Below are 12,041 nucleotides of genomic sequence, written 5' to 3' on the forward strand. Positions count from 1 at the left end.
ACATACATGATAGACTTATTATGGTAAACTTATACATACTTGGAGGCTGATCATTGTGTCCGAAGAACAAAACGTACAAGACAAAATTATTAAAAAAGCTTGGGAAGATGCTGAATTCAAGAAACAGCTTCTAGCAAATCCTAAAGCAGCCGTCAAAGAAGCTTTTGGCATCGAAGTACCTGACACAATTGAAGTAGAAGTAGTAGAAGAATCAGCCAATAAATTTTACTTTGTACTTCCACAACAACCTTCTAAACTTAAAGTTACTGATGAATCTGAAGTGCTTATTCCTAGGTGGACACCTTAAATAAAATAAAGCCGACTTACTTTTCAGTAAGCCGGTTTTTATTTTATTTCTATTGGAAACCGAAGGATTGCTTCAGTTCCAATCCCTTTTTGGCTTTTAAAATGAATAGATCCTTTCATAACTTCAATTATACGAAAAGTAACCATGAGTCCTAATCCCGTACCTTTTGATTTTTTAGAATAATACGGCTCTCCTAGCCTCTTCAAATCAGATTCATTCATTCCTTCACCATTATCATTAATTTGAATAATGACGTTATTTGATTGTTCATCCTCAAATGCGCGGATATGGATAACCCCTTCATTTCCTAAAGCCTCAATACTATTCTTGATTATATTAATAAGTGCTTGTTTAAATTTTGAAGAATTGCCTCGCACATACAGATCAGACCCCAAATCCACTTTAATTATCCCGCCTTGCATCGTAGCGAGTGGAACTAGTATTCCTTCAATTTGCTGCAGCTCCTCGCCTATATTAAGCAAAGTCGTATTTTCAAGTTGAGGCTTTGCAAAAGTTAAAAAATCAGTAATAATCTCTGAGGCTCGATCTAGCTCATCAATAGCTAGGATCATATAGGTTTTGTCTTTGTCATTATTCGCTTTTTCTCCAAGAAGTTGAAGAAAACCTCTTGTCACTTGCAATGGATTACGCACCTCATGTGCAACCGACGCTGCAAGTTGACTGATAATTTCCATCTTTTCAGATCTTTGGAGCTCATTGTTGAATACTTCCATTTGTTTTGAGTATTTAACAACTTGCTCATAGTTTTGAAGATTGCGACTTACAAGTATGATAACTAATGATCCTATAAAGAATAGTATCCCCCACTTCCAGTAAAACATTGAATACTGCCTATTTTTAATAAGAAACCATATAATCTCCAAAACAGCTAATAAGGCAAACAAACCAAAACCCGTTGTTAAAATAATTGCTTCTCTATTTTTTTCCTTGCAATATATGATGAGTAGAACAATTAGAATTACGGTACTAATTACAGTTATCCCCATAAAAATAAGCGCGCCATAAAATGAATACCAATCACCTATATCCTTTGATAAAAAACTAACTAAAAAGAAAAGTATATTAATTATGGCAAAAACTACTTGTACATTTTTAAAACGATATATAAGATGATGTGGCCCTTTACCGAAAACTCTTTCAAAAAAGAAATAAATAGATGGCATTAACAAAGTTGAAGCAATATCAAATGTATGATAAGAAACAAAAGCTAACTCAGGATATATATTAATTACGAAGGGGGAATATGTTAATATTATCAGCCCAATAGTTAAGATAATAAGACTCAAAGAGTTTCCAGCGGTTAAATAAGACTTTTTAATGAACTGTAAACATAAAAGCATTCCTGTTGCAATAAAAACAAGTGATGCACCCAAAATTACATCTAATAACCCGTTCGACATATAGTTCTTTGTTAGATTTTGATATTCGCCTACTGCCATTGAGCCTTTTAATCCAAACGTATTCCAATTTGAATCTAATTTAATATACACCATTTCATAAGATTCATTGAGGGATAAGGGGAATATGATTTCACTATTTACCGGAATGTTCCAACTGGAATTGTGAACGATCTTCTTATTAATATATATAGTTAAATCTGATGATGATAATTCACTTATTAATAAAGCAGGCCTTGCAAAATTAAATTCAGGAATACGAAATTTGATCCAAGCGGATTGAATTCCAGCAGGTTTAACAGGCAAACCATCACCGGAAGATAATGAAAACCAATCATTATTTTTATCCTGAGACATTGCATCCTCTATCGTGCTATTCAGATTATTTTCCCACATCATTTCCCACTCAGAGATCTTAATTTCCGGAGAATCCGACAAGGCAAACGCTGGAGCAGCTAGGATGGGGAATATGATCATGAATGAAAATACGAGGGCAATTACAAATCTATGTAGAGCTTTCATACAACACCTCAAACGTCTAATAAAATCTTATGTAAGCCTGTATTTCGACAATCTTCGATAAATTTCCTGCTAAGTTTTCCCTGTTTACATAAATAAATTACAAATTATTCTTTTTGTATCGCTAGTTGAATCGATGAGTCGATTATACCAATTAAACGAGATCGTTGTTTGTTTTCTTTTTAACAAGAAAATAGGATTGCTCACAGGTCCATATGACCCGAGAACAATCCTCTATTCATTCACTTTATCCCTATCATCCAGCCCAGCAGCTCTGCGCTTACCTGCTCCAACTGCTCCTCAGGGGACAAAGCAGCAGGCTTATCGCCTTTCTGAGCTCCATACGAACCGAACTGGGCATGATTTCCGCCTTCAATTTTCACATACTCGGTATGACTTGGCATGAATTGCTTCCCTTTGCCCCAATTCTCCCAGTTAAGCACGCCATCGTTGGATGCTGTTATTTGCAGAACAGAAAGATCCGAGTCGGCAAGGTTTCCTGCTTTGTCGGCATAAGCTCTAAGGAAAAATACGCCATTCAATTGATCCGTATGCTCCGCAGCATAGCGAGAAGCAAATACACCCCCGAGTGAATGTCCTCCAATAACAAAGCTTTCATTAAGATGCTCAGAGATGAAAGTATCCGCGCGATTCTGACCCGTGAACGCAAGATGAAGCGGCATGCTCGCAATATAGACACGATGGCCTGCTTCCGCTAGATTCCGCGCAATCGGCGCATAGCTTGCCGGCTCTACAAGGCCTCCTGGATAAAATATAACGTTCGGTTGCTGGATTGCTGCAGGCTCGAAGCGAAATCCATCTTTCTGGATGCTTACCGCGACCAACTCATCACTTTTCAGTGCAGCTTCCGCCTCTGGTGAGGGTGAATAGATCATAAATGGATAAGCAATGATTAGAATGATAACAAGTGCGAACAGAATAGCTGCTGCCCAAATGAGCAGCTTTGTGGATCGTTTCCTTTTCGGCCCCGGTATTGACATAGAATTCCCGCTCACGCCATCCCCCCTCTAAATCATTATATCCCCTTGAACTTATTGCAGCCCTATAGCTTAACCATTGTTTTTAAAAAGCTTCTTTACGCTTCATTGTATGATAGAGCAAATACACACTTACTGCTGATAATGCAATTGTAACGCTTATTGCCACAGAAGGATAAGATACTGGAAGTCCGAAGAAATTAATGGTTTGAAAGGTTATAAAAAGCTCCTCTACTCTCATTACATCCGTGAAGCTGAACTCCAGCAGTTTATTCAGCCAAGGCAGCGGCAGATCGAATATGCTGCGGACTGCAATAGGCATTGCAAATATAAATCCTGAAATAAGAAAGGATAACAGCGTATGCCGACAAAGAGCAGAGATTAACAGTACAATTAATCCAAGTCCAAGCGCACCTAATAGGTGCATGCCAATTTGAACCATAATATAAGTTCCTAAATTATAACCGTAAGGGGAGACACGGTATTTGAACACCTCCTGCAACGGTGTCTGCCAGCCTCCTCCGCCGTATACGCTAATCCGAAATATGAAATTATAGAGTACCCATGCCCCCACAATGGAAATCACATATATAATAGAAGCGATTATTTTTGCAGTAACGACCTGCTTCCGTCCATATTTCGAGCTTAATTGAAACTGATCCATTCCTGTCGCATATTCATTCGAAAAAATAGAGGATAATCCAATCAATATCAAAACTCCGCTTATAAGCGTGGCAAAGGTATTGACGAAATCAATCATCTCCGCTGGCGCCCGATTATAATACATTTTATCAATCTTGTAATCTTCGAGCATACGCAGCGTAGTTGACGTCTTCCTCAGCTCGTAACCCTTCTCTCCATTCTCCTTCATCGCGTTTAGCTGCTCCGTTACTGACGCTACGCTCTCCTGTCTCTGCACCTCTAGCCGATAAAGCACACTCAGCTTCTCATATACGCCGCTCATCGCCCGCTCCTCTTCTGTTAACGGGGTGCCCTCCGATTCCCATTTTTTCATCAATGCAGAGTTAGCAGCCACAGCCTGTTCATATTTGTCCGCTGTAACCTCGCCCTCCCACTCTTTATAGTAAGAGGACCTGTTGGATGCAGATTGACTGTTCAAGCTTAGTGTAATAAGACCGAGAAGTAGAATAATGGCGATATAAATACTTTTTTGACGATATATTTTGTATAGCTCGAATGACAGCAATGATTTCATTTCTCTGCCTCCTCGTCAAAATAGTACAAGTATAAATCCTCGAGGTTGGGTTGTACCGCTTCCGCTCGTGGATCGGGTTTGTAATCAGACAACATACGAACCATAATGGATTCCCCATGGTTAATGAGGCTGCTAACCTTATGCCTTGCCTGTAGCGTGCTTATCTCTTCCGGCCGAACAAGAATCGTCCACACCTTATTCGTTAATCCCTCCAGCAGCTGCTGCGGCTGCGCCTTCTGAATAAGCATTCCTCGCTTCATAATAAGCAGCTCCTTCGCTAAATACTCAATGTCGGAGACGATATGAGTCGATAGCAGAACAATGCGTTCACTTGATATGGATGAAAGCAAATTACGGAAGCGAATACGTTCTTTCGGATCAAGCCCCGCCGTTGGTTCATCCACAATAATGATTTTGGGATCGTTCAGGAGCGCCTGCGCAATTCCGACTCGCTGCTTCATACCGCCGGAGAGCTTGCCGACCTTCGTCCTCTTCTCCTCGGTTAGATGAACGATTTGAAGCAGCTCCTCTACCTTTGCCTCAGCTTTCTTCTTTTCGATCCCTTTGAGCGATGCGATATAGAGAAGAAATTTAACAACGGTGAAATTTTTATACAATCCCATCTGCTGCGGTAAATAACCAAGCAAATCGCGATACCGCTCGTTCATGAGCCCAATATCTTCACCGTCGCAGAGCACCCTGCCCGAGCTCGGTCTGGATACAGCTGCCAGAATACGCATAAGCGTTGTTTTGCCCGAGCCATTAGCGCCAAGAAATCCATAAACACCTTCTGTTAATTCACAAGTGATGCTCTCTAGCGCTCTTTTATGACCAAACTGCTTACTGACTCTTTCAATGGATAATTTCAACATAATCACCTCTTCTTAACCGTTTAGCTTGATAAATGAAAAATAGAGTGGCAAGCGTCGAAGCCACAGCGCATAGTGTTAATTGAAAATCGTTTGTTTTCCCCGTAAATTCACTGTCATTCGTAATGACAGATGCGATACCGATCCAAATCGTTAAAGTAATCGGCATCGAAACCATGCTTCGCACATGATTGGCTACTGCTAATCCAATGGAGGATGCTACAAGAAAGGGAGTTACCCAATACATAATAATTTTTGTAAAAAGAAGCGGTTCACCAAACGAACAAAAAACAGCTAGAAGCATCATGCTTAGCAGCAGATTGTAGCTCCCTACGACCAGCATTTTAAACAGCATCAGCTGCTGCGCGGAATACTTGCAGGACATCTCCAGCTCCAGCAAGCCCTCGTCACGTCCCCTGAAAACCTCCAGCAAGCCTAGTAAAAATGGCACCGGGGAAAGCAAAAGCATAATGAAGTACGGATCAGCATCCCACATACCCCAAGCAAGCAAACCAAAACCAAAGAAAATCGCGTTCAACAGCCAAAAGCCTGGACGGATATGAAGTCTTTGTAACATAGCTCGGTTAAAAGGTAATACTAGCGCTCGGCTTTCTTCAGGAGGTTTCACATATGGCCTTAACGTATCAATCGTCTGCATGATGGCGTCTTCACTCGGATATTCAACCGTAAACTCCTTGAATAATAAACGCAGCTCCTGATCGAGATCATCGAGCTCTTCGGATTCTGTTATTCCCTTATTGATTGTGTTTTTGCTCATGTTCATCCCTCCCAAGCATTTTCCTCAGCTTGTCCAGCCCTTGTCGCAGTCGTGCCTTTACCGTATTCTCATTCGTGCTTGTAATCGCAGCGATTTCCTTGATCTTCATATCATGATAATACTTCAGCAGAATGGCTTCGCTCTGTATATCTGGCAGGTCCTTGACCGCCTGCTTAAGCAGCTTTCTTGATTCATTTCTCTCGAATATATACGAGACTGACTCTTCCTGCTTCAAATCCAGATGCTCCTCATACTCTGACGATGCGGCAGCTTGGCGATAGGCAGCAGACCTGTAATAATCTCGGCTGCAATTGATCGCAATCGTAAATAACCAACTGCTGAAGGAGCCTTTGCTTTTGTAGGAAGGAAGTTTCTGAACCAGCTTAATAAATACATCCTGCGTAAGATCATATGCCGTATGCGCGCTGCTCGTTTTGCGATATAAATAAGCATAAATCTGCTTGTAGTAGCGCTTAACGAGCACCTCCATAGCAGCTTGGCTCCCCTTCTGAATTTCCTGTATTAATTGTTCATCAGTCGGCAATTTGTTCACCTCGGCAAGTAAAACGATTGTGGGGTCAAAAAAGTTGTAAATTTTTTATTATCTACTTTTTCCACATTACGTGGAAAAGAACACCCTTCATTGAAGAGCAGTACTACCATCCTATATTACTATAAGGCAGATCGTTTGCTTCAAATTGAAATTCACTCCATATCCTATCCGATCTTAGTAAAAAAGAATGCTCCGAGAATGGTTATAAAGAAATTGATGGTGACTTCTGCTTACTGTTCGCATACAATAATTTCAGGTGAAGCACACCGCTCTATCCTCGAACTTCGTTCGTGGAGGAGCGGTGTTTTTTATTTCCAAGGGGTGGGGGCAGGATGCAGCAGATGAATGATCAGGAGACGTTGGCAAGTGCGGGTATTGGAGTAACCAGTAAGTTAGATAGGAATGGCAGATCGGGAGTATTCGATAAGGTTTATAGTGATTGGATTCTGGAGCATAGCGAGCTGCGGGAGTCTCTCAGTGAACGAAGGCGTCGATTAGTGGAGCGGGATGATCACGGTGAACGATTATTTGCGCTGAGCATATGGCTTCCGGTTGCTGGCAACTTCGAATTCTTACATCCTGAGTATGAAGTGAATGATTACCGTGACGGAAGCCGCTTCCTAGATTTCGCCTATATTCGTCCACCGTTTCGTATTTCTATTGAGATTGATGGTTATGGAACACATCAAAGAAATGCCTCCCGAAGAGTATTCGGAGATGATCGTTTTCGGCAAAACCAGCTTGTTTTAGACGGATGGACAATCGTGCGTTTCTCCTACGACGACGTTCGGGAGAGGCCACGGCAGTGTCAGCAATTCCTGCAACAGCTGCTAGGTAAACTATATGGCCTTGGTCGTACCGATCCACTTGAGCTTCAGCTGCTTGCAAGCGAGCGCGAGCTCATAAGATGGGCATGCCGGAGCGGTCATGCTGCACCCTTCAGTCCGAAAGAGGCACAGAAGCAGCTAGGAGTAAGCCATTTTACAGCGCATAAGTACTTAAATAAGCTGCTGAAGATGCAATTGATTGAGCAAGCCTCCGGCGGCCAGCGAATACGCAGCTATCGCCTCACAACGAAAGCGACAGCCTTGCATGTATGATGAGCGCCAGTTGACGGATAGAGCTAGCTCTATCCACTTTGGGATGAACCTTTGGGGGCATGCGCAGCCGAATAGAGCTAGTTTCTAGCTCTATTCTTATATTTTGGGTTGGTTTGCTAGAAATAGAGCTAGTTTCTAGCTCTATTTCATAGGATTCGGCGCCATTGTGGCTAGTTTGCGGTTCGCGCTGCCGAATAGAGCTAGTTTTAGAGCTAGAATAAAAAGTGGACACCTGTTAAGGAGAAATGGATAATTTACTTAACGAAGAAAGAGGTGTCCTTTATGGGGGAGCAACGTCAACGATTTAATGAAGATTTTAAGAAGCAAACGGTTAAATATATTCAGGATCAGACGAAGTCCGTACCGGAGATTGCTACAGAATTAAATATTTCCTCGAGTACTGTACACAAATGGTTAGCCAAGTACCGAGAATTCGACAATGAATCTTTAGCAAACCCCGAGAAAGTTCGTCAATTAGAACAACAATTAAAAGAGAAAGAACGCGAAAATCAACTGAAAGAGCGAGCGCTAGCAGATCTCCAAGAAGAATTGGCCATTTTAAAAAAGGCTCTGCACATCTTCAGCAAAGAAAAGAACTAAGGTTCCAATTTGTCGAAGATCATCGCTCTGAGTATCGACTAGAGAAGATGTGCAAGGTCATGGAGATTTCTCGGAGCGGTTATTATAAGTGGAAACTAGCTAAACCTAGTGAGCAAAAGCTTCGCAAGGCAGCTGTAATCGAGCGAATCAACTATCATTTCCACGATACCAAAGGGATCTATGGTAGTCCGAAGATTACCCATATGCTCTCGTTAGAGGGCATAAACACCTGTGAACGTACGGTAAGCAACTATATGAATGAGGTAGGATTGCGTTCCTGTGTTTCAAGGAAATTCAGAGTAAACACCACCGATTCCAACCATGACCAGCCTGTAGCTCCGAACATCCTGAATCAACAGTTTGCTACAGAGGAGCCTAACCGGGTGTGGGCAGCGGATATTACCTACATTCCTTGTCGTGAAGGACGACTTTATTTGGCCAGTGTTCTCGACCTCTGTACACGTGAAATTGTAGGTTGGCGGCTTGCTGCTCGAATGACTGTTGAACTTGTCCTTGGCGCATTAGAAGATGCTTTTAAGACGAAAAAACCCAAAAAGGGACTTATCCATCACTCCGATCGTGGTTCGCAGTATGCTTCTGCCGAATATCGAGAAAAGCTTTCCTCCTATAAGATGACAGCCAGCATGAGCCGTAAAGGTAACTGTTATGACAACGCGAGTATGGAATCTTTTCATAGCGTACTCAAGAAAGAGCTGGTTTACTGCAAGACATTCAAGACGAAGAAGCAAGCTTATGATGAAATATTCCAATACATTGAGCTTTTCTATAATCGCAAACGTATCCATAGCTCACTTGGCTATTTATCACCAGTTCGCTTTGCTGCGCTTTTTCATAAGAAAAGCGCTAGCTAATTCTCCTAAATAAGTGTCCACTTTATTGACAGAGGTCCATTTCTAGCTCTATTCTCATGTTTTGGGTTGGTTTTCTAGAAATAGAGCTAGTTTTTAGCTCTATTTCTTGGTATTCGGCGCGATTATGGCCAGTTAGCGGCTTGCGCTGCCGAATAGAGCTAGTTTCTAGCTCTATTCTCATATTTTAGGTTAGTTTTCTAGTAATAGAGCTAGTTTCTAGCTCTATTTCATGGGATTCGGCGCCATTGCGGCAAATTTGCGGTTCGCGCTGCCGAATAGAGCTAGTTTTGGACCTCTGTCAATAAAGTGGACACTTATTTAGGAGAATTAGCTAGCGCTTTTCTTATGAAAAAGCGCAGCAAAGCGAACTGGTGATAAATAGCCAAGTGAGCTATGGATACGTTTGCGATTATAGAAAAGCTCAATGTATTGGAATATTTCATCATAAGCTTGCTTCTTCGTCTTGAATGTCTTGCAGTAAACCAGCTCTTTCTTGAGTACGCTATGAAAAGATTCCATACTCGCGTTGTCATAACAGTTACCTTTACGGCTCATGCTGGCTGTCATCTTATAGGAGGAAAGCTTTTCTCGATATTCGGCAGAAGCATACTGCGAACCACGATCGGAGTGATGGATAAGTCCCTTTTTGGGTTTTTTCGTCTTAAAAGCATCTTCTAATGCGCCAAGGACAAGTTCAACAGTCATTCGAGCAGCAAGCCGCCAACCTACAATTTCACGTGTACAGAGGTCGAGAACACTGGCCAAATAAAGTCGTCCTTCACGACAAGGAATGTAGGTAATATCCGCTGCCCACACCCGGTTAGGCTCCTCTGTAGCAAACTGTTGATTCAGGATGTTCGGAGCTACAGGCTGGTCATGGTTGGAATCGGTGGTGTTTACTCTGAATTTCCTTGAAACACAGGAACGCAATCCTACCTCATTCATATAGTTGCTTACCGTACGTTCACAGGTGTTTATGCCCTCTAACGAGAGCATATGGGTAATCTTCGGACTACCATAGATCCCTTTGGTATCGTGGAAATGATAGTTGATTCGCTCGATTACAGCTGCCTTGCGAAGCTTTTGCTCACTAGGTTTAGCTAGTTTCCACTTATAATAACCGCTCCGAGAAATCTCCATGACCTTGCACATCTTCTCTAGTCGATACTCAGAGCGATGATCTTCGACAAATTGGAACCTTAGTTCTTTTCTTTGCTGAAGATGTGCAGAGCCTTTTTTAAAATGGCCAATTCTTCTTGGAGATCTGCTAGCGCTCGCTCTTTCAGTTGATTTTCGCGTTCTTTCTCTTTTAATTGTTGTTCTAATTGACGAACTTTCTCGGGGTTTGCTAAAGATTCATTGTCGAATTCTCGGTACTTGGCTAACCATTTGTGTACAGTACTCGAGGAAATATTTAATTCTGTAGCAATCTCCGGTACGGACTTCGTCTGATCCTGAATATATTTAACCGTTTGCTTCTTAAAATCTTCATTAAATCGTTGACGTTGCTCCCCCATAAAGGACACCTCTTTCTTCGTTAAGTAAATTATCCATTTCTCCTTAACAGGTGTCCACTTTTTATTCTAGCTCTATTTCTAGCTCTATTCGTATATTTGGGGTTGGTTTTCAAGAAATAGAGCTAGTTTCTAGCTCTATTTCGTGAGCTTCGGCCTCATCCAGAACAGTTGGCGGGTCGCGGCGTTGGGTTAGAGCTAGCTCCTAGCTCTACTTCACCCATTTCGGTTCGAACGCAGGTTTATTTTACATAGAAATGCACAACCTTCTTCCGATATTTGGTACAATAGTAGCAAAATTGCTTATTGAAGGATGATGAACGATGTCTGATCATAATGACCGTGATGAACTCGCAGATCGCCGCCGCAATAAATTGAAGGTGCTCCATTTCGACAAAGACGGAAAAGATTTAGTCGAATCAGAGAAACCAGACGAATCATTTGCTGATGTTGGCGGACTAGAGGACGTGAAGAAAAAAATTCGCATGAACTTCATTTTGCCGCTGAAGCAGCCGGAGCTATTCGCAGCCTACGGCAAGGAAGCCGGCGGAAGCTTGCTGCTCTATGGTCCTCCCGGCTGCGGGAAAACATTTCTAGCTCGAGCAGTTGCAGGCGAGATCGATGCCAACTTCATGCATATTGAGCTGCAAGCGATCTTAGGCATGTATGTCGGACAAAGCGAGAATAACCTCCATGATATTTTTGAGAAAGCACGCGAAAATAAGCCCTGCGTCATCTTTATCGATGAGCTTGATGCAATGGGCGGCAGCCGTAACCAAATGCGTCAGCATCATGATCGGATTTTGGTTAATCAGCTGCTTATGGAGCTTGACGGACTGCGGACATTCAATGATCAGGTATTTGTTATCGGTGCAACGAATACGCCTTGGTACTTAGACTCGGCGCTGCGCAGGCCAGGCAGATTTAATCATATGATCTTCGTACCGCCGCCGGAAGAGAGTGAACGTGAGACTATCCTCAAGCTGAAGCTGGCTGGCAAACCGTTAGCGCCGCTTGACTTAACCAAAATCTCCAAAGAAACGAAGCATTTCTCCGGTGCGGATTTGGAGCAAATTGTGAAGGATGCAGTCGAGGTTGCTCTCGAGAGATCGCTTGAGACTGGCGATATTCAACCCATCTCGCAAGATGATTTGAAGAAGGCGTCTAAGCAGCGGAAAGCGACAACGCTGGATTGGTTTGCGACAGCCAAAAACTATGCAACCTTTAGCGACGTCAATCAGGACTATCAAATCGTGCTTGATTATATGAAAGCGAACGGTCTGAAATAGTAGATTAA

At 42.3% G+C, this 12,041-nt stretch carries 13 protein-coding genes; 5 read left to right on the forward strand and 8 right to left on the reverse strand.

Features of this window, described 5'->3' with window-relative positions:
- The first annotated feature begins 55 nt into the window (after nt 1-55).
- On the forward strand, nt 56-307 hold the full coding sequence (locus tag CEF13_RS24305) for an NHLP leader peptide family RiPP precursor (RefSeq protein ID WP_102714783.1): 252 nt from the start codon (nt 56-58) through the stop codon (nt 305-307).
- A gap of 38 nt (nt 308-345) precedes the next feature.
- Here the strand turns inward: CEF13_RS24305 and CEF13_RS24310 are convergent, their stop codons facing one another.
- The 6 genes from CEF13_RS24310 to CEF13_RS24335 form a co-directional block, all read right to left on the reverse strand.
- Entirely contained in the window at nt 346-2,247 is a 1,902-nt protein-coding gene (locus CEF13_RS24310; protein ID WP_102714785.1) for a sensor histidine kinase, read from the reverse strand.
- 239 nt (nt 2,248-2,486) lie between these two features.
- On the reverse strand, nt 2,487-3,260 hold the full coding sequence (locus CEF13_RS24315) for an alpha/beta hydrolase (protein WP_244917121.1): 774 nt from the start codon (nt 3,258-3,260) through the stop codon (nt 2,487-2,489).
- 67 nt (nt 3,261-3,327) lie between these two features.
- Nucleotides 3,328-4,458: an ABC transporter permease subunit gene (locus tag CEF13_RS24320; protein WP_102714787.1), complete on the reverse strand. Its 1,131-nt coding sequence runs from the start codon at nt 4,456-4,458 to the stop codon at nt 3,328-3,330.
- Nucleotides 4,455-5,330 (reverse strand): ABC transporter ATP-binding protein, encoded by an 876-nt coding sequence (locus CEF13_RS24325; RefSeq protein WP_341806388.1) that lies wholly within the window; start codon nt 5,328-5,330, stop codon nt 4,455-4,457. The genes CEF13_RS24320 and CEF13_RS24325 overlap by 4 nt, the downstream gene beginning before the upstream one ends.
- Entirely contained in the window at nt 5,311-6,105 is a 795-nt protein-coding gene (locus tag CEF13_RS24330) for a hypothetical protein (protein ID WP_102714789.1), read from the reverse strand. Before CEF13_RS24330 ends, CEF13_RS24325 begins: the two co-directional genes overlap by 20 nt.
- On the reverse strand, nt 6,083-6,649 hold the full coding sequence (locus CEF13_RS24335; RefSeq protein WP_102714791.1) for an RNA polymerase sigma factor: 567 nt from the start codon (nt 6,647-6,649) through the stop codon (nt 6,083-6,085). Before CEF13_RS24335 ends, CEF13_RS24330 begins: the two co-directional genes overlap by 23 nt.
- Before the next feature lie 341 nt (nt 6,650-6,990).
- On the opposite strand from CEF13_RS24335, the gene CEF13_RS24340 reads away from it, so the two are divergent.
- The 3 genes from CEF13_RS24340 (at nt 6,991) to CEF13_RS24350 (ending at nt 9,230) form a co-directional block, all read left to right on the forward strand.
- Complete coding sequence (locus tag CEF13_RS24340) at nt 6,991-7,758, forward strand: hypothetical protein (protein WP_102714793.1); 768 nt, start codon at nt 6,991-6,993, stop codon at nt 7,756-7,758.
- Nucleotides 7,759-8,040: 282 nt separating this feature from the next.
- Nucleotides 8,041-8,358, forward strand: coding sequence for a transposase (locus tag CEF13_RS24345; RefSeq protein WP_102709085.1), 318 nt, complete (start codon nt 8,041-8,043; stop codon nt 8,356-8,358).
- On the forward strand, nt 8,307-9,230 hold the full coding sequence (locus tag CEF13_RS24350) for an IS3 family transposase (protein WP_244917140.1): 924 nt from the start codon (nt 8,307-8,309) through the stop codon (nt 9,228-9,230). Before CEF13_RS24345 ends, CEF13_RS24350 begins: the two co-directional genes overlap by 52 nt.
- Nucleotides 9,231-9,557: 327 nt before the next feature.
- Here CEF13_RS24350 and CEF13_RS24355 read toward each other — a convergent pair whose 3' ends face one another.
- Both CEF13_RS24355 and CEF13_RS24360 read right to left on the reverse strand, forming a co-directional pair.
- The gene (locus CEF13_RS24355; RefSeq protein ID WP_146022663.1) at nt 9,558-10,544 is read right to left on the reverse strand and encodes an IS3 family transposase; all 987 of its coding nucleotides are present in this window, start codon (nt 10,542-10,544) and stop codon (nt 9,558-9,560) included.
- Nucleotides 10,430-10,747 carry a transposase gene (locus CEF13_RS24360; protein ID WP_102709085.1) on the reverse strand — a complete coding sequence of 106 codons (318 nt, stop codon included), beginning with the start codon at nt 10,745-10,747 and terminating at the stop codon, nt 10,430-10,432. Before CEF13_RS24360 ends, CEF13_RS24355 begins: the two co-directional genes overlap by 115 nt.
- A gap of 320 nt (nt 10,748-11,067) precedes the next feature.
- Between CEF13_RS24360 and CEF13_RS24365 the strand changes: the two genes are divergently transcribed.
- Nucleotides 11,068-12,033, forward strand: a complete 966-nt coding sequence (locus CEF13_RS24365; protein ID WP_102714794.1) for an ATP-binding protein — start codon at nt 11,068-11,070, stop codon at nt 12,031-12,033.
- Nucleotides 12,034-12,041 lie beyond the last annotated feature (8 nt).

The sequence above is a fragment of the Paenibacillus castaneae genome (genome assembly GCF_002884445.1).
GTDB classification, from domain to species: domain Bacteria; phylum Bacillota; class Bacilli; order Paenibacillales; family Paenibacillaceae; genus Pristimantibacillus; species Pristimantibacillus castaneae.

Bases quoted from the DNA above. Each gene is read 5' to 3' on its own strand.
- CEF13_RS24340 (WP_102714793.1), top strand. From the start codon at position 6,991: ATGCAGCAGATGAATGATCAGGAGACGTTGGCAAGTGCGGGTATTGGA.
- CEF13_RS24320 (WP_102714787.1), bottom strand. From the start codon at position 4,458: ATGAAATCATTGCTGTCATTCGAGCTATACAAAATATATCGTCAAAAA.
- CEF13_RS24365 (WP_102714794.1), top strand. From the start codon at position 11,068: ATGTCTGATCATAATGACCGTGATGAACTCGCAGATCGCCGCCGCAAT.
- CEF13_RS24360 (WP_102709085.1), bottom strand. From the start codon at position 10,747: ATGGGGGAGCAACGTCAACGATTTAATGAAGATTTTAAGAAGCAAACG.
- CEF13_RS24345 (WP_102709085.1), top strand. From the start codon at position 8,041: ATGGGGGAGCAACGTCAACGATTTAATGAAGATTTTAAGAAGCAAACG.
- CEF13_RS24310 (WP_102714785.1), bottom strand. From the start codon at position 2,247: ATGAAAGCTCTACATAGATTTGTAATTGCCCTCGTATTTTCATTCATG.
- CEF13_RS24330 (WP_102714789.1), bottom strand. From the start codon at position 6,105: ATGAGCAAAAACACAATCAATAAGGGAATAACAGAATCCGAAGAGCTC.
- CEF13_RS24325 (WP_341806388.1), bottom strand. From the start codon at position 5,330: ATGTTGAAATTATCCATTGAAAGAGTCAGTAAGCAGTTTGGTCATAAA.